This is a genomic window from Bradyrhizobium liaoningense (assembly GCF_018130955.1).
GTDB classification, from domain to species: domain Bacteria; phylum Pseudomonadota; class Alphaproteobacteria; order Rhizobiales; family Xanthobacteraceae; genus Bradyrhizobium; species Bradyrhizobium liaoningense_C.
Genome location: NZ_JAFCJM010000008.1, coordinates 1 through 24,735, shown reverse-complemented (window position 1 = coordinate 24,735; position 24,735 = coordinate 1). Strand labels below are relative to the sequence as shown.

30 protein-coding genes and 2 pseudogenes are annotated in these 24,735 nt (G+C 62.0%); 15 read left to right on the top strand and 17 right to left on the bottom strand.

The features are described from left to right. The first annotated feature begins 60 nt into the window (after window positions 1-60). From JQ632_RS08885 to JQ632_RS08855, 7 genes and pseudogenes are all read left to right on the top strand, one after another. Window positions 61-522 (top strand): hypothetical protein, encoded by a 462-nt coding sequence (locus JQ632_RS08885; RefSeq protein ID WP_212402088.1) that lies wholly within the window; start codon window positions 61-63, stop codon window positions 520-522. Window positions 523-666: 144 nt separating this feature from the next. Continuing rightward, complete coding sequence (locus JQ632_RS08880; protein ID WP_212401925.1) at window positions 667-1,098, top strand: DUF3237 domain-containing protein; 432 nt, start codon at window positions 667-669, stop codon at window positions 1,096-1,098. Window positions 1,099-1,105: 7 nt separating this feature from the next. After that, window positions 1,106-1,770: pseudogene (locus JQ632_RS08875) on the top strand (SOS response-associated peptidase). A 725-nt stretch (window positions 1,771-2,495) separates the two neighbouring features. After that, complete coding sequence (locus JQ632_RS08870) at window positions 2,496-2,738, top strand: hypothetical protein (protein ID WP_212401924.1); 243 nt, start codon at window positions 2,496-2,498, stop codon at window positions 2,736-2,738. A gap of 799 nt (window positions 2,739-3,537) precedes the next feature. After that, complete coding sequence (locus JQ632_RS08865) at window positions 3,538-3,747, top strand: hypothetical protein (RefSeq protein WP_212401923.1); 210 nt, start codon at window positions 3,538-3,540, stop codon at window positions 3,745-3,747. Window positions 3,748-3,786: 39 nt separating this feature from the next. Continuing rightward, window positions 3,787-4,014 carry a hypothetical protein gene (locus tag JQ632_RS08860; RefSeq protein ID WP_212401922.1) on the top strand — a complete coding sequence of 76 codons (228 nt, stop codon included), beginning with the start codon at window positions 3,787-3,789 and terminating at the stop codon, window positions 4,012-4,014. A gap of 24 nt (window positions 4,015-4,038) precedes the next feature. Continuing rightward, window positions 4,039-4,251, top strand: coding sequence for a hypothetical protein (locus tag JQ632_RS08855; RefSeq protein ID WP_212401921.1), 213 nt, complete (start codon window positions 4,039-4,041; stop codon window positions 4,249-4,251). 159 nt (window positions 4,252-4,410) lie between these two features. Here JQ632_RS08855 and JQ632_RS08850 read toward each other — a convergent pair whose 3' ends face one another. From JQ632_RS08850 to JQ632_RS08785, 14 genes are all read right to left on the bottom strand, one after another. Next, a complete protein-coding gene (locus JQ632_RS08850) occupies window positions 4,411-4,869 on the bottom strand; it encodes a hypothetical protein (protein WP_212401920.1) in 459 nt (152 codons plus the stop codon). A 63-nt stretch (window positions 4,870-4,932) separates the two neighbouring features. After that, complete coding sequence (locus tag JQ632_RS08845) at window positions 4,933-5,130, bottom strand: hypothetical protein (protein WP_212401919.1); 198 nt, start codon at window positions 5,128-5,130, stop codon at window positions 4,933-4,935. Between the two features lie 30 nt (window positions 5,131-5,160). After that, window positions 5,161-5,352, bottom strand: coding sequence for a hypothetical protein (locus JQ632_RS08840; RefSeq protein ID WP_212401918.1), 192 nt, complete (start codon window positions 5,350-5,352; stop codon window positions 5,161-5,163). Next, window positions 5,342-5,632: a hypothetical protein gene (locus JQ632_RS08835; protein WP_212401917.1), complete on the bottom strand. Its 291-nt coding sequence runs from the start codon at window positions 5,630-5,632 to the stop codon at window positions 5,342-5,344. Before JQ632_RS08835 ends, JQ632_RS08840 begins: the two co-directional genes overlap by 11 nt. Window positions 5,633-5,844: 212 nt before the next feature. Continuing rightward, window positions 5,845-6,189: an HNH endonuclease gene (locus JQ632_RS08830; RefSeq protein WP_212401916.1), complete on the bottom strand. Its 345-nt coding sequence runs from the start codon at window positions 6,187-6,189 to the stop codon at window positions 5,845-5,847. Between the two features lie 68 nt (window positions 6,190-6,257). Then, the gene (locus tag JQ632_RS08825; protein ID WP_212401915.1) at window positions 6,258-6,488 is read right to left on the bottom strand and encodes a hypothetical protein; all 231 of its coding nucleotides are present in this window, start codon (window positions 6,486-6,488) and stop codon (window positions 6,258-6,260) included. Then, window positions 6,475-7,041: a hypothetical protein gene (locus JQ632_RS08820; protein WP_212401914.1), complete on the bottom strand. Its 567-nt coding sequence runs from the start codon at window positions 7,039-7,041 to the stop codon at window positions 6,475-6,477. The genes JQ632_RS08825 and JQ632_RS08820 overlap by 14 nt, the downstream gene beginning before the upstream one ends. A 10-nt stretch (window positions 7,042-7,051) precedes the next feature. Next, window positions 7,052-7,357, bottom strand: coding sequence for a hypothetical protein (locus tag JQ632_RS08815; protein ID WP_212401913.1), 306 nt, complete (start codon window positions 7,355-7,357; stop codon window positions 7,052-7,054). Between the two features lie 40 nt (window positions 7,358-7,397). After that, entirely contained in the window at window positions 7,398-7,685 is a 288-nt protein-coding gene (locus JQ632_RS08810) for a hypothetical protein (RefSeq protein WP_212401912.1), read from the bottom strand. Between the two features lie 9 nt (window positions 7,686-7,694). Further along, window positions 7,695-7,982: a hypothetical protein gene (locus JQ632_RS08805; RefSeq protein ID WP_212401911.1), complete on the bottom strand. Its 288-nt coding sequence runs from the start codon at window positions 7,980-7,982 to the stop codon at window positions 7,695-7,697. 236 nt (window positions 7,983-8,218) lie between these two features. Continuing rightward, window positions 8,219-9,454, bottom strand: coding sequence for an ArsR family transcriptional regulator (locus JQ632_RS08800; RefSeq protein WP_212401910.1), 1,236 nt, complete (start codon window positions 9,452-9,454; stop codon window positions 8,219-8,221). 8 nt (window positions 9,455-9,462) lie between these two features. After that, the gene (locus tag JQ632_RS08795) at window positions 9,463-10,497 is read right to left on the bottom strand and encodes a toprim domain-containing protein (RefSeq protein WP_212401909.1); all 1,035 of its coding nucleotides are present in this window, start codon (window positions 10,495-10,497) and stop codon (window positions 9,463-9,465) included. 415 nt (window positions 10,498-10,912) lie between these two features. Further along, complete coding sequence (locus JQ632_RS08790) at window positions 10,913-11,800, bottom strand: hypothetical protein (RefSeq protein WP_212401908.1); 888 nt, start codon at window positions 11,798-11,800, stop codon at window positions 10,913-10,915. Next, window positions 11,797-12,102 carry an AlpA family transcriptional regulator gene (locus JQ632_RS08785; RefSeq protein ID WP_212401907.1) on the bottom strand — a complete coding sequence of 102 codons (306 nt, stop codon included), beginning with the start codon at window positions 12,100-12,102 and terminating at the stop codon, window positions 11,797-11,799. The genes JQ632_RS08790 and JQ632_RS08785 overlap by 4 nt, the downstream gene beginning before the upstream one ends. 528 nt (window positions 12,103-12,630) lie before the next feature. On the opposite strand from JQ632_RS08785, the gene polA reads away from it, so the two are divergent. The 3 genes from polA (at window position 12,631) to JQ632_RS08770 (ending at window position 17,119) form a co-directional block, all read left to right on the top strand. Further along, complete coding sequence (gene polA / locus JQ632_RS08780) at window positions 12,631-15,696, top strand: DNA polymerase I (protein WP_212401906.1); 3,066 nt, start codon at window positions 12,631-12,633, stop codon at window positions 15,694-15,696. Between the two features lie 17 nt (window positions 15,697-15,713). After that, window positions 15,714-16,256, top strand: coding sequence for an NADPH-dependent FMN reductase (locus JQ632_RS08775; RefSeq protein ID WP_212401905.1), 543 nt, complete (start codon window positions 15,714-15,716; stop codon window positions 16,254-16,256). A 227-nt stretch (window positions 16,257-16,483) separates the two neighbouring features. Beyond that, window positions 16,484-17,119, top strand: coding sequence for a LysE family translocator (locus tag JQ632_RS08770; protein WP_212401904.1), 636 nt, complete (start codon window positions 16,484-16,486; stop codon window positions 17,117-17,119). A 31-nt stretch (window positions 17,120-17,150) separates the two neighbouring features. On the opposite strand, the gene JQ632_RS08765 is transcribed toward JQ632_RS08770, so the two are convergent. Then, complete coding sequence (locus JQ632_RS08765) at window positions 17,151-17,777, bottom strand: glutathione S-transferase family protein (RefSeq protein WP_212401903.1); 627 nt, start codon at window positions 17,775-17,777, stop codon at window positions 17,151-17,153. A 192-nt stretch (window positions 17,778-17,969) separates the two neighbouring features. Here JQ632_RS08765 and pyrE point away from each other — a divergent pair, with 192 nt between their 5' ends. Both pyrE and JQ632_RS08755 read left to right on the top strand, forming a co-directional pair. Continuing rightward, window positions 17,970-18,533, top strand: coding sequence for an orotate phosphoribosyltransferase (gene pyrE / locus JQ632_RS08760; RefSeq protein ID WP_212401902.1), 564 nt, complete (start codon window positions 17,970-17,972; stop codon window positions 18,531-18,533). 183 nt (window positions 18,534-18,716) lie between these two features. After that, the gene (locus JQ632_RS08755) at window positions 18,717-19,484 is read left to right on the top strand and encodes a DUF2865 domain-containing protein (protein WP_212402087.1); all 768 of its coding nucleotides are present in this window, start codon (window positions 18,717-18,719) and stop codon (window positions 19,482-19,484) included. A 78-nt stretch (window positions 19,485-19,562) separates the two neighbouring features. Here the strand turns inward: JQ632_RS08755 and JQ632_RS08750 are convergent, their stop codons facing one another. Next, window positions 19,563-19,994: a hypothetical protein gene (locus tag JQ632_RS08750; protein WP_212401901.1), complete on the bottom strand. Its 432-nt coding sequence runs from the start codon at window positions 19,992-19,994 to the stop codon at window positions 19,563-19,565. Window positions 19,995-20,189: 195 nt separating this feature from the next. On the opposite strand from JQ632_RS08750, the pseudogene JQ632_RS08745 reads away from it, so the two are divergent. Then, window positions 20,190-20,476: pseudogene (locus JQ632_RS08745) on the top strand (GIY-YIG nuclease family protein). 61 nt (window positions 20,477-20,537) lie between these two features. On the opposite strand, the gene JQ632_RS08740 reads toward JQ632_RS08745, so the two are convergent. Continuing rightward, window positions 20,538-20,771 (bottom strand): hypothetical protein, encoded by a 234-nt coding sequence (locus tag JQ632_RS08740; protein WP_212401900.1) that lies wholly within the window; start codon window positions 20,769-20,771, stop codon window positions 20,538-20,540. 208 nt (window positions 20,772-20,979) lie between these two features. On the opposite strand from JQ632_RS08740, the gene JQ632_RS08735 reads away from it, so the two are divergent. Continuing rightward, on the top strand, window positions 20,980-23,505 hold the full coding sequence (locus JQ632_RS08735) for a glycogen/starch/alpha-glucan phosphorylase (RefSeq protein WP_409363475.1): 2,526 nt from the start codon (window positions 20,980-20,982) through the stop codon (window positions 23,503-23,505). 174 nt (window positions 23,506-23,679) lie between these two features. Continuing rightward, complete coding sequence (locus tag JQ632_RS08730) at window positions 23,680-24,495, top strand: acyl-CoA thioesterase II (RefSeq protein ID WP_212401898.1); 816 nt, start codon at window positions 23,680-23,682, stop codon at window positions 24,493-24,495. The last annotated feature ends 240 nt before the right edge of the window (window positions 24,496-24,735 follow it).

Sequence of the window (24,735 nt, the reverse complement as noted above, 5' to 3'; positions counted from 1 at the left end):
GCATCGGCCTCAAGTTCTAGCGGCTTGCCCCGGCCGACCCGCCATCGCATTCTTCCCGCCCTGGGCACCAAATCTCGCGACAGCCTCTACGGCACGTCGGTCCGCATGGCGGCCGAACGCGCCGCTGAGGCACGCAAGCAAGCCGACAAGCTCGCCTGCGAGGCGTGGACCAAGCGCATGCTCGCGTTCAAGGATCCGGCGCAGCCCTCGCCGACACTGGGCGACGCGCTTAATGCGGGCTATCTCTATCTCGAAGTTCGCAGCCTCGGCTGCAATACCAACCAGACCGTTGCGCTCGACATCGTGCGGCGACCGAAGGCGACGCCGATCCATGAGCTTGAGCGCTACATGCGCTGCAAGGACTGCTCGGAGATGCGCGGTTATCCGTACAAGCGAAGCCATCTGGTGGCGCTACGGCGGGCTAAGATTTCGGCGGGTGATCCGGCGTCGACATGGTGGCCGGGGAGAGGTGAAGCAATGTGGGTGATATCCCGTAGCGAGCAGCGTTCAACGGTGAGATAACGGCAAAACGGGGGAAGGTGAGGTTCTAAGGAGGAAACGATGACATGTTTATTGTGCTCACGGTTCGCAGCGCTGGCAACGGCGACCCTTCTCTCCGGAACACCAGCGATAGCGCAATCGACGTCTGTCAGTACCGAGTATCTGATGACGGTGTACATCCAGAAAGACCCAGCTCTAGCCGCGGCCTCCACTCTCGCGATCTCCCGTGACCAAACAGGGGGATGGATAAGAGGTAAGGTTAGCGGGAGAATTGTGGACCCATCCGCCGATTGGATTACGATAGTCCCGAGCAATGCCATGCGGCTTCGATTAGACGCTCGCGTAACTATCGAAACCGACGAGCACGAAACAATTTACATGAGCTACAATGGCAGGATGAACTGCGATAAGGAAAGCGCAGATCGGTTCCGCAAGGGCGAACCGATAAAGGCCGACGAATGTTACCTCGTTAGTGCTCCTACATTCCAGACGAAGTCGGAGAAGTATTCTTGGCTCAATGATGTTCAGGCCATTGGAAAAATGGTGGAGTACAAAAACGGAGACCACCTCATTTACGATCTCTTCGTCGTCAAATGACCTGTGAATGTACAATCTTTACAGCATCACCACGAACCAAGAAGCAATCCGCACGCTTTTTCGCGTTATCAACCGCTATGTCGGCAACCTCGCGTCGATGCCTGGCGTCTTCCCGGACTATCCGGCTCCCGTAATCCGCAACACTGAGACAGGCACTGAACTGGAGACGATGCGCTGGGGCATGCCGCCCCCGCCCCGCACCGGCGGGCCGCCGGTCACCAACATCCGCAACACCTCGTCGCCGCATTGGCGCGGTTGGCTAAAGCCGGAGACCCGCTGCCTGTGGTCCCCGCCAACAGCTTCGCCGAGTACGCGCCGGAGCCGAACCCTGAGACCAAGAAGAAGGACGTGGTGTGGTTCGCGCTCAATGAGGATCGGCCGTTGTTCGCGTTCGCGGGCATCTGGACCACCTTCAAGGGTGATCGCGGGACCAAGTCGAAGCCGATTCCGGGGCCGCATCAGGTCTACGGATTTCTGACGACATCGCCGAACGCGGTTGTCGAGCCGATCCATGCCAAAGCGATGCCAGTGATCCTGACGACCGATGAAGAGCGCGACGTCTGGATGCGCGCACCGTGGGATGAGGCGAAGGCGCTGCAGCGGCCATTGACGGATGATGCGCTGAAGATCGTGATGCGTGGGGCAGAGAAGGAAGATCGGGCGGCGGCATGATCAGTCCTGCTTCGCTTCAATAAGCAGACCAAGAGCAGACGGCCCGGTCTGGGCGCTATGGGCCAACGGGTGACGTTCAAAACGAAAGATGCCGCCAGCTGAGGCGGCCTTAATCATCCCAAGTGAGATTGCCACATTCGCCGCATTTGAAAATGCGCACCGTCTTCCCCTTATGGGTATCTAGTAATGTGGCGAGCCAAGGGGACGGAGCGTTGCAGCGAGGGCAGCGGCGGTCTTCATGATCCTGTTGAGGCGACGACTTATCGCCGCTCGAAGCTTCCATCGTTCGCTCCACTGCGAACGAGACCGTCCCCGGTGCTGTGAGGCGGCCTAGTGGCGTTGTTGTTCCTGTAGTTTGTGCTCTAGGAACTCAGCCATCTTGCGATATTCCTCGGCCATCTCCTCCAGCGCCCTGCGGGCTTCCTCCGTGCTCGTAACGACGGCCTGTCGTTCGCATATTAGCTGCAGGTGTCGATAGTCCGGGACTGCTCGATAGTCTGGGGCCATTCGGTACATCCTGACGATCCATCAAACGAGGACACCAGCGGGTTCAACATAGGACACTAAATACAGACAGTACCGAGAGTTCCTTCGGAACGAAAAAGAGCGCTTCTGTTTGTTCCTCCACAAACAGTGGCGGCTGAGGTCCCTCTGAAAGAAGGAGTCATTCCATGACTTCTCATGCTGCAGAGTGTGCGTGCGCTGCCGCTTGGAGCACGTATCTAATGGCCCACACAGACGTGGAGGAAGACGACGATCGGCGTATCGCGCTGCATCGGTACATCATCAATCTTTGCGAGTCTGACGAGCAAGACCCTATTGCTCTGCAGAAGGCCGGGCTGGTGTATCTGCACCGGCTAGACCAGTTGGGTGAAGAGCGCGAGGAGCGTCTCGCAAGATACCGCACTTTGGACAGCGCGATAGAGAAACCGGGGAACGAAAGTCCCCGCCGCGACTTTGGAGCTTGAGGCCGCCGCTCGCCGCCAACAGAGAACGGCGCATGTCGCGGATAGCCAAAGGTCCTCCGGACCCGCTGATCAAAACAGCGCGCGCGCAGATAGCCAAAGGCGGCGGTCTCCATTCCGCGAACCTGCATTGGCGCGTGCGTGGTCCGGTGGGATTGATGAAATCAATGGTTTGTGGGCGGGGTTTCTCCGGAACGAAGGTTCCGTTATGCGAAACCGCATCGATATCGACCATGTACACAGCCGGGCAATCTCTCAAGAGATTGGCGAACGACTACGAGCATACCTGAGAGACGAGCCTGAGCTACCGGCGCTCCTCCGAATGCAGATCGACCGGCTACGCGAGCTGGACGGCCAATCGCAGCGCCGGGTCGGCAACAAGCCGCACAGGGATGCGCGCCGACGAGATCGATGGCTCAGCTGGTCGTGGCGACGCAAAATCTGATCGTGCAGGCGCGCGGGGCTGGTCGAAATTCAGGAGATGATGCTACGACCAGTAGTCTCCCGAGAGTGATCGAACCGGCGGCAGACACCAAAGCTAGGCGTTGCCGGGGCTGGACATTTCATTCCGAACAAGCATTTCGACCGCCAGGGGTCGCTACGAGGCGGCCCCTTGCTACCGAACGATCCTGTAGACCCGCGCTATCTTGCGCCGTGCCACCGCGCGCCGCCTTGCCACGGTTAAGCGCTCTCATGACCCCGATCCGCGCAATTGAGCCCCGGCGAGCCGCGCAATGGTCTCGACGTCCGGGACGGCCTAGCGCTAACGTCGACGGGTGCCGTTCACGAAAAGGATCAACCAATGAACGAACGCTATCTGCGCTGGGGTGATATCGCGAAGGTGCACTTTGCGCTCAACGGCCAGATTGGCGGCGCCAGCCAACTCCGGGCCTTGCTGGCGCAGCAGATCGAGAGCGGGCTGATCGAGGGGCCGGACACCACGGGCGTCCAAGGGCTTTACCGCATCTCCGATCGCGGGTGGGCGCAGTTTCAAGAAACTAAACCCAGCTGAGGCACTTGTAGGATCATGCAACGCAAGCCCGGAGTCTGCTTGGTCCGGGTCACACCGGACGATCGCGTCCCCGAAATCTGGCTCGCCGCGACGCCTCAGGATGAAGCCGTAAGCGCGGTGCTCGACATCATCCCGGAGGGCTGGGCCGCTAGCTTGGTTCAGCGCCAGCTCAGCGAAGAGCACGCAGCGGCCTTGAACATGAAGCGGGAGAAGTCCGGAAACATCAGCCGTCCTGATCGTCTAGCTATTCCGCTGCGGGGCAGTTAACAGAGCGACGGCAGAAGGCAAGCCATGAACCGCGACCTTCTCCTGCAACACCTCGCGATTGCCGAGCGCCACGTGGCGAAAGGCGAAGCCCATCTTGCAAAACAAGAGGCGTTGGTCGCCGAGTTGGATCGTGATGGCCACGACACGACCGGCGCTCTGGCCGTGCTCTACACCATGCGACAGACGCAAAGGCTCCACGAGCAGGAACGCGACCGGATTCTAGCGGAGCTAGGGTGAGTGGCCTGAATGCTCACCAAACGCGTCATTGGCGTCCGCGACTACAGCATCCACGTCGACCGCGTTCAAGCAGAAGCACGGCGAGGAAGCGTTGGCGAAGGCCTACACGACGATGAATGCGGCGGAGCGGGCGGGTCGGGATCGGCGGTGAATGTGACTCTAAAGATGGGGATCGTTCATCAGGATTAGGAAAGCAGCGGGCTCCACTCTGCCGTGCTCCACAAGTTGCTCGATTAAAGCCAGCACCTTAGCCCGGTTCACCCCCAGCTTGGCCGCCGCAATGTCATAGCCCTGTGCTCGTATGGCCGCGCCGCCGTTCTCCTCGGTGACCCCGTGTTCGTCGAGTAATGCCATGATGGCCACGTTGTCGTTGAATGTTGCGAATTCATGGTTTGAGCATTCAAAGACCTCCTCCGCAATGCCGCCCGCGCAACGGACGGCAATTTGCTCTTCGAGCTTGAGGTGATCCGCCCGACCGATCTGCGCGCCGCCACTCGCATCATCGGCACTGACCCAGATCGCGCCGACTGGCAAATCAAGCGACCATGCGACGACGGCATGACCAGCCTCATGAACCGCAGTGCCCCGAGGATATTTATCTTCTGTGGTGCTCATCATTTCCTTTTCCGTCTTGATGATTTCACAAAGCCATCAAACGGCCAAGCCAAACCGCCATCCGGCTCAATCCTCACGCCGCCCAACATACATCCGGAATATCGGATCGTCCTCTATCCGCTTCAGCCGCGCCGCGACCCGCCGCAAGTTCTGCGCAGCTGCGAGCAACGTCAGCGTCGTCGACGGATCAATCGCCTGTTTAGCGCGCCGCTCTAGGTCTGCGGCGCGGGCGAACAGCTCGCGCGCGGTATGCATGAACGGCAAGTGTCATGCTCAGCGGACGTTCCTATTTATTCAGGCCGCGCCGGGCGGAAACGCCGCGATGGCCGCAAGCGCCGCGTTGAACTCGGCCAAGATCACCCTCAGCTCGGCAATGACAACGGGATCGTCGACATCGATGTCCTCGATGTTCGTCGGCAACAGCGCGCCGATGCGATTGGCGCGCGCGATCAGCGCGAAGAACTTGGCCTTGCGATCAGTTGTCATGGCGCGGGCTCATGTCGTCATCTTCCCACGGCCGTTCAAGGATCACGTCAGGCATGCGCCTGCCGATCGTTTTCGGATCGGTGCGAGACTGCACCGTGAGCCGCAACGATCGCGCCAATGCCATTTGCAGCTTGACAGCCTCGCGCCACTCCGCACGCTGCTTCGACTTGTGAGCCAGACTTTGCGCCAGTGCGACGACCTCCACGTAGCAGGTCAGCGTCGGCAAATCGCTCTTGACGAAATGTCTTTCGTCCGTCGACTCGATCAGCTCAACGAACAATGCGCGCTCGGCGGTCGTCAGACATGCGGGCGGATTCAATCGCGGTGACTTGCCGGTTGGACGCGGTGTCGTCAGCGATGCGATCGATTTTCGGCCTCGGTTTCTCATCGTTTTGGCCTTTAGCGGTGACCGGCTGAGCCTCGGGGAAACTGGATGTTTAGCACGATTTGGTCGCCCCGCCGCGTGAAACTCTGGGTTGTGGCGAAAACGGATTACTCGCCCCCCGGGTGTCTTTTTGTTTCTGCACAACCTGCTCGATAGAACGGATGCTGCACGTCGGTCGGATAACCATCTGCGCCGATCGCGGTCGTGTAGCCCTTCGTTTCGGCCTGCTGTTTGTCCTTCGAATGATGGCTGGCGCATAGGGAGGCCAAGTCGCCGAACCAGAACAACTGCTGATCACCGCGATGCGGGATGACGTGATCGACGACTGTTGCACTCGCTACCACACCCTGCTCGGCACACATTCGGCAAAGGGGGTTGGTGGCCAACTGGAACCGCACGCGTCGCCGCCACCGCGCGGAACCTCGCCATCTCTCAACCTCATCGTAGACCATCGACGCGTTCCTTATTGCTGCAGCGCTCTGGTAACCGCGCCTGGCCGCCTTGACCGAGAACCTATCGGTCAATCCCGACGATGCGAGATCTCGTCACTTGCTCCTAGCAGTTCGTTCGACAACGCGAGCCGTTGGTCATAGGTCAGTCCGTGTGAATGGCTGACCACGCGCCGCACCAAGGCGAGCAGCACACCAAGCCGAAACCGATCCTCGATGAACGGATATGCTTCACCAGCCGCAACGCGCCGGCGCGTATCCTCATAAATCCTACAAAACCGTTCCAAGTCAGGCAGCCGCATTGCGCTTCCTCAACTTCGTCACATTGCCGGATCGATCCATCGCATCACCCATATCGGCTTGCAGTTCGGCGATGTCGGCCGCCAACCCTTGCGTGATGTCGACCAGCTCACTGACCTGCGCGCGCAACACCGTAACCTCGGCGCGCAACGCGGCGATCTCGGTATCTTGTCGTTGGACAAGATCGTTTCTAATGCCGCGCTCGATCCGACCGACTTCCTCGGCGAGCATGTTGGTGTACCAGTCGACGAACTTGTCGTGGAAATCCTTGTCGAGCAGGTCGCGCCGATCGATGCACTGGTCGACAAAACGCGTCCAGCCTTCGACATAACCTTGACTATGCTGCGGGGACTGCATCTCGCGAACCATCTGCTCAACGACACGCTTGTCAACCGTCGTACCTTGCTCTCGACGCGAGCGATGCGACGGCATCCAGTTGGTGCGCCGGATATCATCGTCGTCGCCGCTTGCAATGCGGCGCTCGCCCATCCGGCGCAGCAAGAGATCGCAATCAGCGTTCTGTCGATCCATTTCTGCAAGTTCTTCGCGCGTCATTTTTGCTTGCCTACTCACTCACGGCTCGATGTACCGCCAGCAATTTGTCTCGCAGCTCAATGTTGCGCTCTCTGACGGCCAGCAGCTCCTCCTGCAACCGATCTACGGAGACACGCCAGCCGTCGTATGCCCGTTTATTGTCGTCGATCTGTTTCTGCTTCTGATTCAGCTCGTCTGTGGTTCGATGCAGATCGATCCTGGCTTGATGCAGCTCAGCATGAAGCCGCGTGATCTCGGCGCGCAGCTCGGTAGCCTGCGCCATCGTAATGTTCGAGAGCGGAGGAGCAGTCGTCTGGTCTTCTTTGTTGCTTGCCATCGGATCAATCCCCTACCAATTGAACGCTGATAGCGTCTGCTTAGCTCCCAGGAAGTCTGCGCAGCAGGGCGTTAGCCTTGGCCCTCGCCGTGCGACCACGAAGTCTGCGCAACAAGGCCTTAGCCTTGGCCTTAGCCTTGGCGTTCGCACGAACCCTGCGCAGCAAGGCGTTAGCCTTGGCCTTCGCACGACGCCTGCGCAGCAAGGCGTCGACTTCGGCATTCGCCTTGTCCATCAGCGCAAGCTGCTTATCGCCCAGCACGGACGAAACGATGCGCCGGTCTCGCTCCGCCGCACTGAACCAAGCACGCTTCATGATGCCAGCCATCGAAATCACCTATGTTGTCAGGACGGCTCTGCCAGAAAAATAGAGACGGCCCTTTGCATCGCGGCCGATAACTCCCTGCAATTCGGGTGAAGCCGCTTGCCACATTGTAGCATCATCGACGGCGAACCGCACATAACGCTCGCTTGTTGCAGGGCCGCAGATCGTCGTCAGCGCCAGATAGGCGGCGAGATCGCCCTGCACGACATGCTCCTTCGTTGGGCCGTCGTAGATGACCTTAAGGAGCTGTTTCTGTTCGTCCGTCAGATTAACCCGATCGCTTCGGATCGTCCGGCGCACGGCTCTCGGCGGGCACTCGGCCGGGCGGCCAGCCGCGATGGACGGAGACCTTGACGCCATGGCGAAGTTTCAGGCGCGTCGTGCGGGGCAGGTGACGGCCGGGCATGGAACCCTCGTTATCGAGTTCAAGTCATTGTGCCGATACAAGTTTTCTTTATTTGCCGCGCCAAAACGCGTCCTGTCCGGGAAAGTAAGTAACCGTATGAAGCCCCTTATTTTACTATCTGACTATATATCTACTTACTTTTCCGGACAGGAACTGTGATCGGGTCGATGCTGATGTCATCCGCCAGCTTGTAGAAGCGGACTTGCACGATCTGCCCGCCGCGTGCCCGCTCTTCTTCGCGGCAAACCAGCAAGCCCAGAATATGAAGCGCTTGCAGTGTCCGATCGATGGTTGTCCTTGGCTTCTGCAGCCGTCGCCTGATCTCGATCACCGGCGAGTCCGGATGCTTCGCTACGTCGCACAGCACAGCCAGCCGCAGTTGCGGCATCGAATCTCTCGCACAGCGGATGACGAGACGCAGTGCATTACCGTGCGACATGCCGATCGCCATCGCGCCGCGCATGATCTGCGTTAACTGCTTGGCCAGCCGGGTCGGCGCTTCCGGATCATGGGCATCGAGCACGTCGCCGCGATAATCGGTCTCGACGCCAGTCCGCGCCAACGTCACCAATTCGGCTGCTGCAACGATCTTCGTCTCGTCGTCAGCGGTCAAGCAATACGGCTTGTCTACGTCGATGTTGCCGACGAGCCCGGCCACGGCTTCCGCCATGTCGTGACGCATCGCAGTCTCGCTGCCGGTGTTGCGCATCGCACGTAGTCCGTTGTTGAGACGGCCCTTGCGTGAGTCCGGACGGATCGTCACGAAACGATCGCCCATCGCGGCGACAACGGAATGTGTTGCGTCCCATGCCGTCGTGCACGCGCCGATCACGACGATTCGCCCTTCCCAGATTAGCGTTTGCCCGCCGTCGCTGCCGACGTTGCGCACCCAACGGCCGTCATGAATCTCGCGCAGTGCGGCGAGGATGGCGCCACGAATTTCGCGCGCTGTGCTCAGAATCGACGTGACATCCTTGATCACGAGAATGCCGCGCTTGCCGATCACGCGCAGTAATCCGCCCGTCGCGTCCTTGGCCTTCTGGCGCTTGGGCGATGCCGACAGCAACGCGCCGTCGCTGGCGATCGTCGAGATGATATGCGCACCGAGTCCGGCGACGGCTTGCACGGTTTCCGTCTTGGCGTTGCCGCTGCCCGAGATCACCAGCAACCACGCCGGATCGCCTGGCAAACGCTCGCTTGCGGCGACAGCCAGCACGGCATCCAGGCTATCCATGTCATAGTCATCGCCCAGCCAGCGGCGAAAGACGTCGTGCACTTCGGCGAGCGTGCTGCAGCGGAAACCGGCATTGCTGTTTCCCGACGACGATGACGGCCCGTAGTGCTCACCGTGAAACTGCTCGTTCATAACGCGGCTCACTCAATGTCATTGAAATCGGTGCCGATCTTGTCGGGGATTAGCACGTCGGCTTCGCGATCTGCCGCCGCCCATCGCTTCGCGCACGCGCGCGCGGCGTCCTGTCCCGTGCTGCTGGCGTCAGCATCGGCGACAATGGTCAGACATTCGATGCCGCTGAGAATCGGAAAGTTGCGCAGATTGTCGGCATGTCCACACGCCCACGCCGGGCGCAGCAGCGCATTGCGATGCTGCTTCTTGGTGGCGGCATCCAATGTCGTCTCGACGCCTTCGCCAACTGTCAGGCTCAGTGTGACGTACTCATCCGGCCATAGCCGGATGACGTGATCCTTGATTGGCGCCAACGACTTCGGTTTCTCGCCACTGAGCGGACGACGCCAGACGCCGCCCGGTGTGTTGGACACCGCATCGGTGAAGCGGGCGAGAATGCACGGTAGGATCACGCCATCGAATGGGCAGCGCGGATGAAAGCGCAGCCCGCCCTGATCGGGTACATCATCGAGATGGATGCGTCGCCGCGCGAAATACGCGATGGCTTCCAGCGGCAGCGGCACCGTCTCGGCCCAGAGCTGATCGCAGTATTGAATCTTGTCGCGTAACTCAGCGGCTTCGCGCATCTCACGCTCGCGCTGCTCACGTGCCAGCCGTTCGCGCCGTTCAATGGCGCGCTGCTCACGGGCGCGGCGCTCGTCGTCGGTTTCCCTGTGATCGCGTTTTGGCGGCGGCTCGCCGGTCAACGACTCGACGGCCGTCAGGAAGTCGCAGTCGTCGATGAATTTGACGAGACTGATCGATCCGCCATTGCCCTGATCGCAGTGGCGACAAAAGAAGACTTGCTTGCTGCAGTTGACAGAGAATCTGTCCCGGCCACCGCAGCGCGGACATGGCCCGGCAAGCTTGCCATTCTTGCCCTTCAGAGAGATGCCGCGCAGTCTCAGCACATCTTCCAGCGTGACGGCACGGGCGCGATCCACCCAGTTGTCAAAGTCGCGGCTTGCTTGCGCGGCGCTCGCAGAGTTAGACTGTCGACGCATTGGATCGTCTCCCAGCCCGGAATGATCGATTGCCCTTTTCGCTCTTGATCTGTTGAAACCCGCCCGCGAGCCAAGCCGCTTTTGGGCGGGTTTCGCGCATCAGGTGCTCAAACTTTCCATTTCGGCCCTAGTGCATGTTTGAACTTGGGTGGCGATGAATCGCGTACACGATCCCAAGCGAGACTTGCGACTTGCTCGCCGGTCTTGGGATCAAACGCGCGCTGACACTTCGGGCACACGCGCTCGCTGGTGTATTTCTTGACTTGCGGCGCTTCGTTGCAGACAGGGCATCGCCCCTGTTCGTCTAGCCTGACGGCGTTCTCACCTTCCATTTTGGAATTTCCTTTTCGCTCTCGCTGTCGCCCCTCAGCCCAAAATGCAAAAGCCCGGCTTCCAAGGCCGGGCTGGTGTGTGGTCATTGATTCCACTTGTCCAGAACATGGCGCAGGGATTCGCGCTCGGCTTGGTCAATGACCCGGCAACGTTCCCAAGCGTCAGGTTCGATATACATCCCAATTTCCACGTCGACGCGGGCACGCAGATCGTTGGGGTCCATCGCGTCCAGCTCCCAGCACAGCTGCCCATAGGTCTTGCGAAACCACGGCGCGCGCGGGTCCTTCTTCTTCTCCTTCACATTGAAGGCAGGCCGCCTGCCGAGACGATCGCAGTCGCGGCGAAGCAGTGCAATCCGCCGGACGAAGACATGGTTGCCGCCGTAACGTTTGAGCCGTTCGGGAATGTCGACCTCCGACATATAAAGCCCGCTCGGATCATAATCGCCGATGTAAAGGATGGTCAGCGGACGGCCGTCATCATCCTGCTGCGCCACATCGTTGATGATGGTGGCACTGCCGAACCCGTGCATGACGCGAAAGCCGACGCCATATTCGTCAAGCACCGGCTGCAGCACCCCGCGCACGGTGCCTTTCTCGCTCCAGACTTCGACGCGTTGCGGTTGCTGAATCCAGAAGTCGCGCCGATAGGAACGGGCCACACAACGGACAAAGGCCGCTGGGTCGTCCCAGGTTGAGACTTGCTCCAGCTCGCGGGTCTCGTCGACGATCCAATCCCACGGGATCGAGCCTTCTTCACGGGCTTCTTTCAGCAGCCGGTAGACGGCTTGCATGTCGTTCCTGCTCATCGATGGGATCAGGTCGCGCGAGAAAAGTTTGTAGCCGACACCGCGCCCGGTGATCGGTTGAGCCTCCTCGACGATGTCGTACATGGCTTGGATCAGGTCTTTTGACCGCTGCGACCGACCGCGACCCTTTTTCATACTTGTCTGAAAATACTCGCTGGTCATGACTGCGCCCCCGCCTGCTCGCGGGCGACGCGCTTGCGACGTCCCGGACCACGGCCACGGTTCGGGACACGCTCGTTGACCGTAAGCTGCCAGCGTGCCACCTCGCTCGCGCGCCACAGCACGCGATTCGGCGAGACGTAGACGCCTTTCGGAAACGTCCCTTTCTTGATCATCCGATGCAACGTGGTCCTTGCCACCGGGATGAGCTGCAGCACCTGCGCCTCGTTCAGCATCGGCTCGGGCTGCTCCGCTACGGTCGCGGCGGACCGCATGACGTCGTCGGTTTTTGCCGTGGTGATCATCACTGACCTCTCTCAGAGTTTCCCGCAGGACACGGTTGATCAGCGGCGATCCGAACAAAGTGAGCGGGACACCGTCAACAGCAATTCTTCAATGAAAACCAACACTTATTGTTGGGTGGTCCGACAATGGCAGGCATAAGGCTCTGCTCTGTCAGAAGAACTCGGCGCGCCTGACACAAAGGTGCCACCGAAAAGGCCCAAGCATTAAATTTGCGGGTGGTGCCGCTACAGGTTCACATGCTGAGATAGAGTCGGCCCGTGTCGCGGTGTTTCAGCCCCGGCGCCATATGAGCAAAGGGCCTATTGGGGCCCGGCCAAGCAAACACTGCAAAAATCCCGAGAAAAAGCCCTTGCTTCCATATCCCCAGGATTGGGTTATGGCGGGAGATGACTCCGAGTCTTCGTCAAAAATCTCCCTGTGGGTATGGGGCCCGGCCTTCGCCGGGACGACGATTTGAGTGTGGGAATCAGCTCGAAATTCCTCCGCCCAAGGCTGTCAAAGCCCGCAAAAATTCATACATTGCGGCCATGCCAAAAACCTCCCCGAAGCCCCCCGCCAAAGCTGACACCAAGGCTGCTGCTCCGAAGGCGGCCGATAACAAACCTGCCAAGGCAGCGCCCATCGCCGCGAAAGCCGCCGGCAAGGGCGACCATGTCTTCCTGGTCGACGGTTCCTCCTACATCTTCCGCGCCTATCACGCGCTGCCGCCGCTCAACCGCAAGTCCGATGGCTTGCAGGTCAATGCGGTGCTCGGCTTCTGCAACATGCTGTGGAAGCTCTTGCGCGACATGCCCGCGGACAACCGGCCGACCCATCTCGCGATCGTGTTCGACAAGTCGGAAGTCACCTTCCGCAACAAGATCTATCCTGAGTACAAGGCGCACCGGCCGCCGGCACCTGATGATCTGATCCCGCAGTTCGCGCTGATCCGCGAGGCCGTGCGAGCGTTCGACCTGCCCTGCCTGGAACAGGCGGGATTTGAGGCTGACGATCTCATCGCGACCTATGCGCGGCAGGCCAGCGAACGCGGCGCAATTGCGACCATCGTGTCCTCCGACAAGGACCTGATGCAGCTCGTCAACGACAAGATCACCATGTACGACACCATGAAGGATCGCCGCATCGGCATATCAGAGGTGATCGAGAAGTTTGGTGTGCCGCCGGAGAAGGTGGTCGAGGTGCAGGCGCTGGCCGGCGATTCCACCGACAACGTGCCTGGCGTCCCCGGCATCGGCATCAAGACCGCGGCGCAGCTGATCGTCGAGTATGGCGACCTCGAACAGCTCCTGTTCCGCGCCGGCGAGATCAAGCAGCCGAAGCGGCGCGAGGCGCTGATCGAGAACGCCGAGAAGGCCCGCATTTCGCGGCAGCTCGTGCTGCTCGACGACAAGGTGAAGCTGGACGTGCCGCTGGACGATCTTGCGGTGCACGAGCCCGATGCGCGCAAGCTGATCGCTTTCTTGAAGGCGATGGAGTTCACGACGCTGACGCGCCGGGTCGCCGACTATTCGCAGATCGATCCCGCCAATGTCGAGGCCGACGCGACCAACAGCAGCGAGGCTCGCAGCGGCGCTGCGTCCGCCGCTACCTTGGCCAAACCGGCCGGCGCCTCCGGCGATCTCTTTGCGGCCCCTGCGGCCAGCGCAAAGGGCGGCGACAAGGGAGACAAGGGCGCGAGCCTCAAGGGCACGCCGGTCTCGCTGGCCGAAGCACACGCCGAGGCTGCGCGCAAGGCCAGGATCGACCGCACCAAGTATCAGACCGTCAGGACGCCGGATCAGCTCAAGGCGCTGATCGCCCGCATCCACGACGCCGGCCATGTCGCCATCGAGGTCAAGGCGAACGCGGAAGATCCGATGCAGGCCGATATCTGCGGCATCGCGCTGGCGCTCGGCCCGAACGACGCGGCCTACATTCCGCTGGCCCACAAGCAGCCGGGCGGCGGCGCCGGGCTGTTCGATGCCGGGCTCGCACCCGACCAGATGAAATTCGAAGCGGCCGTCACGGCGCTGAAGCCCGTGCTCGAGTCGAAGGGCATCCTGAAGGTCGGATACAACGCCAAGTTCATCGCGGTGCTGCTGGCGCAGGCCGGCATCACGCTGCGCAATCATGACGACGCGGAATTGATCTCCTATGTGCTCGATGCCGGCCGCGGCTCGCACGCGCTGGAATCACTCGCCGAGCGCTGGCTCGGGCACGCGGTGCTGGCTGAAAGCGAGCTCGTCGGCAGCGGCAAGAACAAGCTCACCTTCGACCAGGTCGCGATCGACAAGGCGACCGAGCATTCCGCCGAGCGCGCCGATGTCACCTTACGTTTGTGGAACGTGCTCAAGCCGCGTCTCGTGGCCGAGCACATGACCGCCGTCTATGAGACGTTGGAGCGGCCGCTCACAAGCGTGCTCGCGCGCATGGAGCGGCGCGGCATCTCGATCGACCGGCAGGTGCTGTCGCGGCTGTCGGGCGATTTCGCCCAGACCGCGGCGCGGGTCGAGGCGGAAATCCAGGAGATCGCGGGCGAGCCGGTCAATGTCGGCAGCCCAAAGCAGATCGGCGACATCCTGTTCGGCAAGATGGGCCTGCCGGGCGGCACCAAGACCAAGACCGGCGCCTGGTCGACGACGGCGCAGGTGCTCGACGAGCTCGCCGAGCAGGGCCACGACTTCCCGAAGAAGATTCTGGAGTGGCGCCAGGTCTCCAAGCTGAAGTCGACCTACACCGACGCGCTGCCAAATTACGTCCATCCGCAGACCCATCGCGTCCATACGACCTACGCGCTGGCCGCGACCACCACCGGCCGGCTGTCGTCGAACGAGCCGAATTTGCAGAACATCCCGGTTCGCACCGAGGACGGCCGGAAGATTCGCCGCGCCTTCATCGCGACGCCGGGCCACAAGCTGGTGTCGGCAGACTATTCGCAGATCGAGCTTCGGCTGCTCGCCGAGATCGCCGACATTCCCGTGCTCAAGCAGGCGTTCAAGGACGGGCTCGATATTCACGCCATGACGGCGTCCGAAATGTTCGGCGTGCCGATCAAGGGCATGCCCAGCGAAATCCGCCGCCGCGCCAAGGCGATCAACTTCGGCATCATCTATGGCATCTCGGCCTTCGGCCTCGCCAACCAGCTCGGCATCGCGCGGGAAGAGGCGTCCGCCTACATCAAGAAGTATTTTGAGCGTTTCCCCGGCATCCGCGCCTATATGGACGAGACCCGCGAGTTTTGCCGGCAGCACGGCTATGTCACCACGCTGTTCGGTCGCAAATGCCACTACCCCGACATCAAGGCGTCCAACGCCTCGGTGCGCGCCTTCAACGAGCGCGCCGCGATCAACGCGCGGCTGCAAGGCACCGCGGCCGACATCATCCGCCGCGCCATGACCCGGGTCGAGGACGCGCTTGCCGCAAAGAAACTCTCGGCGCAGATGCTGCTGCAGGTGCATGACGAGTTGATCTTCGAGGTGCCCGATGCGGAAGTCGAGGCGACGCTGCCCGTCGTGCAGCACGTGATGCAGGACGCGCCCTTCCCGGCCGTGCTGCTCTCGGTGCCGCTGCATGTCGATGCGCGCGCGGCGAAGAACTGGGACGAGGCGCACTGAGAGCCAGGGGCTTCCAGATGAGGATCGCCGCGATCTCCGGCAGCTTGCGCGCCGGCTCGAGCAACACGGCCGCGCTCCGTGCGGCAGCGCATCTCGCGCCCGCCGGGGTCGAGGTCTTCTCGTTCGATGGAATTGCGGCTTTACCCTTCTTCAATCCGGACCTCGACGGCGACGTCGTGCCAGAGCCGGTTGAGGCAATGCGCAAGGCGATCGGAAACGCGGACGGGATTTTGATCTCGAGCCCCGAATATGCCCGTGGCGTCGCCGGCGTCCTGAAGAACGCGCTCGACTGGCTCGTCGGCAGCCATGAATTTCCGGGCAAGCCTGTCGCCCTGATCAATACGTCGCCGCGCGCGACACATGCGCTGGCGGCGCTGACGCTGACGCTGGAGACCATGTCGGCCCGGATCGCCAAGGACGGCTGCGCGACGCTGCCTCTGCTCGGCGGTGCCCATGACGAGCATAGCATTGTCGCCGATCCGGCCCTTGCCGAGCCTCTGCGTGCGGCAATGGAGAGATTTGCAGTATTCATCAGGAATGTGCAGGCCGAGGCCTCCTAAAGCATGATCCGGAAAAGTGCGCAGCGGTTTTCCCTCGCGACAAACGCGGAACGCGATTGCGCGGAGATCATGCTCGAACAACGAGCTAAAGCGCGACGACGATTCAACCTAAAACCGTCACGCTTTAGCGACCGCGCATGCGACTGAATTGTCCTCCGTGCAATTGCGCGATGGCGGCACAACGCTACGCATAATAGAACCGTGGCACCTCCCGCACGGATCCACCGATGCCCCACGCGCCTGCGCTGCTCGGCTTTGCCCTCGTCTGTCTTGGTCTGGTGCTGACGCCCGGGCCGAACATGATCTACCTGATCTCGCGCTCGATAACCCAGGGGCCAGGGGCCGGGATCGTCTCGCTCGGCGGCGTCGCGCTGGGCTTCGTGTTCTACATGCTGTGCGCGGCTTTCGGCATCACCGCGCTGCTGCTCGCCATTCCCTTTGCCTATGACGCACTGCGCCTTGCCGGCGCGGGCTATCTGCTGTGGCTGGCCTGGCAGGCGGTGAAACCCGGCGGCCGCTCGCCGTTTGAGGTGCGCAAGCTCGCCATCGACAGCCCGCGAAAACTGTTCGCGATGGGGTTTGTCACCAACCTGCTCAATCCGAAGATCGCGATGCTCTATCTGGCGCTGCTGCCGCACTTCATCCATCCCAGCGCCGGCAGCGTGCTGACGCAGTCGCTGGTGCTGGGCGCGATCCAGATCGCGATCAGCGTCAGCGTCAACGCCATGATCGCGCTCGCCGCAGGGTCGATCGCGCTGGCCCTCGCAGCGCGACCGAGCTGGATGCTGATCCAGCGTTGGCTGATGGGCACGGTGCTGGCGGGGCTCGCGGTGCGAATGGCGGTCGAGGCGAAGAGGGTGTGAGCTCGTCTTGCCCTCCCCGGAGGGTAAGAGCTCAATCCAGCTTCGCTTCCATGCCGCGCTTGACCGCCGGGCGGGCCATCAGGGTCTCGTACCAGCGCTTGACGTTGGGGAAGTCTGCAAGCTCCACCTTGTGGCGCGGATGGCGCCAGGCCCAGCCCAGAATGGCGAAGTCGGCGACCGACAGGTCGCCTGCGACAAAATCGCGGGCCTGGAGGCGGCGGTCGAGCACGCCATAGAGCCGGCGCGTCTCGGCCATGAAGCGCTTCAACCCGTAGGCGCGGTCCTGCTCGTTCTCCAGCGCAATGAAATGATGCACCTGGCCGGGCATCGGGCCGAACCCGCCCATCTGCCACATCAGCCATTCATAGACGGGAATGCGCTCGCCAAGCGATTTCGGCAGGAATTTGCCGGTCTTTTCGCCCAGATAGAGCAGGATCGCGCCGGATTCGAACACGCTGACGGGCTTGCCGTCCGGCCCCTCGGGGTCGACGATCGCAGGAATCTTGTTGTTCGGGCTGAGCCTGAGGAACTCCGGCGCCATCTGCTCGCCCTTGGTAATGTTCACCGGGATGACCTTGTAGGGCAGCCCCATTTCCTCGAGCGCGACCGAGATTTTTCGGCCGTTCGGCGTGTTCCAGGTGTGGAGCGCGATGGTCATATTCTCTGTCCTCCCCCATTTCGCCCACCCAACTACCCCAGGAAGTTGCGGCCTTACAACCGGCGGGCCGGTATGGCGGATCGTCGTTCCCCGCGCGGCCGATGCCTTGTTGACGGGCATCCTCCCCTCTGGAATGTCGGCGCAACGACGGATAAATTCCGCCTCCTCCAGCAAAGCCCCCGAGGGACCACCGTGTCGAAATCTGCCTCTCGCGCCCGCCTCTTCGAAATCATCCGCCGCCGCTCCTTCGGCCGCGGCGAGGTGACGCTCGCATCGGGCCGCAAGAGCGATTTCTACTTCAACCTGAAGCCGACCATGCTCGACCCCGAGGGCGCGACGCTGCTCGCCGAGCTCACCTATGAGGCGCTGAAGGACGACCAGCTCGATTTCATCGGCGGTCTCGAGATGGGCGCGGTGCCGCTTGCGGGCGCCCTTGCTCAGATCTCCTGGATCAAGGGCCATCCGATCGCAGCGTTCTTCGTGCGCAAGAAGCCGAAGGAGCACGGTGCGCGTCTGGCGATCGAGGGGCTCGCCAAGGGCGAGACGCTCGAAGGCAAGCGCGTCGTGATCGTCGAAGACGTCACCACCACTGGCGGCTCGGCGTTGAAGGCGGTGGAGTCCGTGCGCGAGGCCGGCGCCGAAGTGGTGCTGGTGCTGACCATGGTCGACCGCGAGGAAGGCGCCAACGACACTTTTGGCGCGGCCGGCCTGCCGTTCCGCTCGCTCTACAAGGCGTCCGAGTTTTTGAAGGGGTAGAAACTCCTCTCCTCCTCCTCGCAAGCGGGGCGAGGCGAAAGCCTCTCTGGTGACCGCTCATTTACCATCGCGTCTTATTGTGACCTTGAAGCTGAGACATGCTGGTCTCGGCTGGGTGCGTTGCGTCGGGTGGAGTGAGCTTTGCGTACACAGTTTGTGCCTGCGCGCCGGCGGCGTCGCGCGATGTTCGTTGCCGCCACCCTCGTCGCGCCGCTCCTGATCGTGCCGGCGCCCGTCTCGGCCGAGGGCCTGTTCGACTTCTTCTTCGGTGGCATGCAGCAGCAGCGCCCGCAACGCGAGGTGCCTCAGGCGAGCGCCTACACCGATCCCAACGCCTTCGTCGGCCAGCCGGTCGGATCATCGTACATTCCACCGACGCGGACCGCCGGCGGCTCAGGACCTGCGTTTTGCGTGCGCACCTGCGACGGCAAGTATTTTCCGCTGACGCGCGGCATGGCGTCGCCGGCACAGATGTGTCAGGCGTTCTGCCCCGCCAGCGCGACAAAGATCTATTTCGGCTCCAGCATCGACGGCGCCTATGCGCAGAACGGCGAGCGTTACGCCGACAGCGAGAACGCCTTCGCATTCCGCAAAGCGCTGCGCGCGGACTGCACTTGCAACGGTCGCGAGCCTGCCGGCCTCGCCCCGGTCGACCTCGCGCTGGACAGTTCGCTGAAGGCCGGCGACGTGATCGCGACCACCGACGGCCTCGTGGCCTATACCGGCATCCGCGTCGGCAACGACCAGGCCGCTGATTTCACGCCGGTCGCTTCCTATCCCGGCCTCACGGCACAAGTGCGTGCCCGGCTCGGCGAGATGAAGGTCGCGCCGGTGCGTGCGGAGACACTTGCGGCCGATGCGCCGACCGAGATCGTTCGCGAGCCGCTGCCCGATGTGACTGTGCCGAAGACGCCGGCGCCGAAATCGGCGAAGCGGGCGGGATTGGATTGATTTGAGTTCGTCATTCCACATTGCGCAAGTGCGCAATGGGGGCATCGCGCAGCGATGAACCCGGAATGACGCTTCGCGTCACCTGCCAATAATCACGCCGATCACGTTCGGCGCCGCCAGATATTTCTCCTCGATGGCCGCGCGCGCCGCGGCGCGGTTATCAGGCGTGAGCAGCCCGCGCTTCTCGGCGAGGATCATCCAGCAAAAGCCCCACCAGTCCGTGAGCATGCCCGCCTCGTCGACGAGGTCATAACCCTGCTCGGCCGCAAAGATGCGCGCATGCGCTTCGTCGAGCGTGTCGAGGAACATATGGTCCTCCGCCGAGAACAGATCGTCGCTGATGTCGTCGATGGTGTAGCCCCAGATCGATTGGCACACCGCGTTGAACTCGCGGTCGAACTGGTCGTCGTCGACCGCGTAACGGCGCGCCGCCTGATGCAGAAGCGATAGCGACCGCGCAAAGTCGGCGATCCGGGTGAGGGCAAATTGATCAAAGGCGATGGTGGACATGTAGTCCTCGCGGAATCGGACAGACGCTAGATATTGTGTCGGCAACGCACCGAATCACAATGATATATCAAAGACTTGCTAAAGTGTTCTTAATTTGTTCCGATGGTGCAATCTGATTGTGCGGAAACGTCGTCCTGGCGAAAAGCCAGGACCCATTACCCCGGTCAGCGTTGTCTTTGCGAGCTTGAGCCACCGATGAGCGCAGGCAGCTACTACGTCTACATCCTTGCGAGCCGCCACCACGGCACGCTCTACATCGGCGTTACCAATGACATTCGCGCGCGGCTTGACCTGCATCGCACAGGGCGCGGCTCGAAGTTCGTGCAGAAGTACAAGATCTTCCGCCTTGTCCACGTTGATTTACCACACCTCAAGAGGCCATCGCGCGCGAGAAGCAACTCAAGTTCTGGAAGCGGGATTGGAAGATCGAACTGATCGAGAGGGAAAATCCCGATTGGGAAGACCGCTCGGGCCTTCTCTGATAGTTGGGGTAATAGGTCCTGGCTTTCGCCAGGACGACGATGTGGAGAGAGCCTTGCCCCCTCAATTCACCGCCGACAGCATCTTGTCGCCGCAATAATTCGCGTAGAACTTCCCGCCGCATTGGCGCTTGATGGCGGCGCAGCGGGCGGCTGGAGTGGCGTTTTGCGGGACGGAGAAGGAGCAGGTGAGGCCGTCGGCGCTGCGGCCGGTCGTGCCGGCGGCGAAGGCGGCGCTGGAGGCGCTGATGCAGACGACGAGCAGGGTGGCGGCCGCGATTTCGATCATCAATCTCATGAGGTTATTCCTCCCCGACGATGGCTGGACCGCGGCCAGTGTAGCATCAAATCGGCGTTTCTCCGGGGCCATCCGGGTTCCCAAAGCGGCCCATTCCTTGCATAAATTTACATCAATGCAGTGCACGGCCGCGCCTGCGATGGTTCCGATCCCAGAGCAAGGCGGGTAGGGTCAGGGCGCGTAAGTGTTGTCTTCCCAGGACCAGGATGTGACGGCTTTGCAAGATTCTACCTTCGAGCACACCTTTCTCGCCCCCGGGCAGCCGATCGACGAACTGGCGCTGGCGGAGATCAAGAGCGCGATCCTGACGAAGCTGCGCCTGACCATCGGCAAGGACGCCGGCATGGCGACCCGGCACGACTGGTACCAGGCCGCAGCGCTCGCGCTGCGCGACCGCATCGTGCATCGCTGGCTCTCCGCCGAGAAGCGCAGCTACGACGCCGGCCGCAAGCGGGTCTACTACCTCTCGCTCGAATTTCTGATCGGCCGCCTCTTCACCGACGCGCTGAACAATATGGGGCTGCTCAAGATCTTCGAGGTCGCGCTCGGCGATCTCGGAGTCTCTCTCCCCGAACTTCGAAAATGCGAGCCCGATGCCGCGCTCGGCAATGGCGGCCTGGGCCGCCTCGCCGCCTGCTTCATGGAAAGCATGGCGACGCTGTCGATCCCCGCGATCGGCTACGGCATCCGCTACGATTACGGCCTGTTCCGGCAGATCATCAATCAGGGCTGGCAGCAGGAATATCCGGACGAATGGCTCGGCTTCGGCAATCCCTGGGAATTGCAGCGGCCGGAGGTGGTCTATCACATCCATTTCGGCGGCGGCGTCGAGCATGTCGACGAGAAGGGCCGCGACCGCGCAATCTGGCATCCGGCCGAGACGGTGCAGGCGATCGCCTATGACACGCCGATCGTCGGCTGGCGCGGCCAGCACGTCAATGCGCTGCGGCTGTGGTCGGCACGCTCGCCTGATCCGCTCAAGCTCGACGCCTTCAACACCGGCGACTATGTCAGCGCCAGCGCCGAGCAGGCGCGCGCCGAAGCGATCTGCAAATTCCTCTATCCGAACGACGAAAGCCCCGCGGGCCGCGAGCTGCGACTGCGGCAGGAATATTTCTTCGTCTCCGCCTCGCTGCAGGACCTCGTCAAGCGGCACCTGACCTCCGACGGCCAGCTCCGCAGCCTCGCGATGAAGGTCGCGGTGCAGCTCAATGACACCCATCCGTCGCTCGCCGTTACCGAGCTGATGCGGATCCTCGTCGATCTCCATAATTTCCGCTGGGACGAGGCCTGGAAGATCACGGTCGCCACCCTCTCCTACACCAACCACACGCTGCTGCCGGAGGCGCTGGAGACCTGGCCGGTCGAGCTGTTCGAGCGGCTGTTGCCGCGGCATCTCGAGATCATCTACCGCATCAACGTCCAGCATCTGGCGCTGGCCGAGGCGCGCTGCCCCGGTGACATCGATTTCCGCGCCTCGGTCTCGCTGATCGACGAGAAGAGCGGCCGGCGCGTGCGCATGGGCCAGCTCGCCTTCGTCGGCTCGCACCGCATTAACGGCGTTTCGGCGATGCATTCGGACCTGATGCGCGAGACCGTGTTCCACGATCTCAACCATCTCTATCCCGGCCGCATCACCAACAAGACCAACGGCATCACCTTCCGCCGCTGGCTGATGCTGGCGAACCCGAAGCTGACCGAGCTGTTGCGCGAAACCTGCGGCGACGCCGTGCTCGACGACCCGACGCAGTTGACGCTGCTGGAAGCGCGCGCCAGCGACAACGCATTCCAGCAGAAGTTCCGCGAGGTCAAGCTGCACAACAAGGCCGCGCTGGCGCGGCTGATCGGCGAGCGGCTCGGCATCAAGGTCGATCCGAACGCGCTGTTCGACGTACAGATCAAGCGCATCCACGAGTACAAGCGCCAGCTCCTCAACATCATCGAGACCGTCGCGCTGTACCAGGCGATGAAGGACGATCCAAACGGCAACTGGGTGCCGCGCGTAAAAATCTTCGCCGGCAAGGCGGCGGCGAGCTACAAATATGCCAAGCTGATCATCAAGCTGATCAACGATGTCGCCGAGGTCGTCAACAACGATCCCACGATCGGCGGCAAGCTGAAGGTCGCTTTCATTCCCGACTACAATGTCAGCCTCGCTGAAGTCATCATTCCCGCGGCCGACCTCTCCGAGCAGATCTCGACCGCCGGCATGGAAGCCTCCGGCACCGGCAACATGAAGCTGGCGCTGAACGGCGCCATCACCATCGGCACGCTCGACGGTGCCAATATCGAGATCCGCGACCATGTCGGCGCGGAGAACATCGCGATCTTCGGCATGGAGGCCGGCGACGTGATGATCCGCCGCAAACAGGGCCTGGATGCGGCCGACGTGATCCGCCGATCGCCGCAGCTCTCGCGCGCCATCAATTCGATCGGCGGTGGCGAGTTCTCGCCCGGCGATCCCGGCCGCTTCGAGTCCATCGCGCATGCGCTGCGCTATCTCGACCACTACATGGTCAGCGCCGACTTCGATTCCTACTACGATGCGCAGCGCAGCATCGATGCGCGCTGGCAGGTGGTGCCGGCCTGGACGCGGGCCAGCATCCTCAATGTCGCGCGCATGGCGTGGTTCTCCTCCGACCGCACCATCCGCGAATATGCCGAGGAGATCTGGAACGTGCCGGTGCATCCGGCCACGCCAGCACAACGCGACGTGCGCGGCGCTGCCGGCTGATTTTTCCGCGGCGCGGAAGCCGGTCGATTACCAGCGAGGTTATTGAACAAGGCTGCGACGCGTGTGATATGACGATCGTCATTCCGAGGCGGTCCGAAGGACCGAACCCGGAATCTCGAGATTCCGGGTTCACGTCTGCGACGTACCCCGGAATGACTTCAGTCGGAAAAAAGCATGCACGCCAAACTCCCGCACCCTTTCGATGAAGCCACGCGCGTCACAGCCGGCGACAGCCGCTGGCAGGGCCACACCAGCGACGACTACTGGGCTTTTGTCGGCCCCTTCGGCGGCGCCACCGCCGCCACCATTTTGCGCGCGCTGATCGACCACCCGGAGCGGGCCGGCGATCCCTTGTCGATGACCGTCAACTATTGCGCGCCGATCGCGAAGGGCGCATTCGATCTCGACGTCCGGCTGGTGAAGGCCAACCGCTCCAGCCAGCATTGGTGCGTCGAGCTCTCGCAGGACGGCGGCGAGGTCGCGACGCTGGCGACCGCCGTGTTTGCCGAGCGCCGCCCATCCTGGTCGCACCAGGTGGCCAAATTTCCGGACGCAAAACCGTTCGAAGAGACGCTGCCGTTTCCCAGGATCGCAGCGAGCTGGGCCAACCAGTATGAATTCCGTTTCGTCGAGGGCGAGATGCGGATCGGCGGCATGAAAGCCGGGCCTGACAGCGCCTACTCAAAAGTCTGGATCGGCGATCGCTCGCCGCGCACGCTCGACATGCTGTCGCTGATGTCGATGTCGGACGCGTTCTTCGGCCGCATCTTCCATGCGCGGCGCGAGCTGGTGCCGTTCGGCACGGTGTCGCTGACCACCTATTTCCACAGCGATGCGGACGAGCTTGCGACCGAGGATATCACCCGCGTGCTCGCCACCGCCGACGCGAGGATTTTTCACAGAAGCTATGGCGATCAGACGGCCGAACTCTGGTCGCCGAACGGCCGCCTGCTCGCGACCACGACGCAGATTGCGTATTTCAAGGCGTAGAAGGTGTCGTCCCGGCGAAGGCCGGGACCCATAACCACAGGACCGAGTTTGGCGAAGACTTGTCGTCCGGTACTGCGATCTCTCTTCATCGATAGATCACGCGGTATTGGTCCCGGCCTTCGCCGGGACGACAGCGGATGTGTGGCTTGCGCCCGTGCCCCAAATCGGGATAGGGGGGAGCCTCTCAGCTCCGCCCCTCCCACACCACCGTACGTACGGGTCCGTATACGGCGGTTCGGT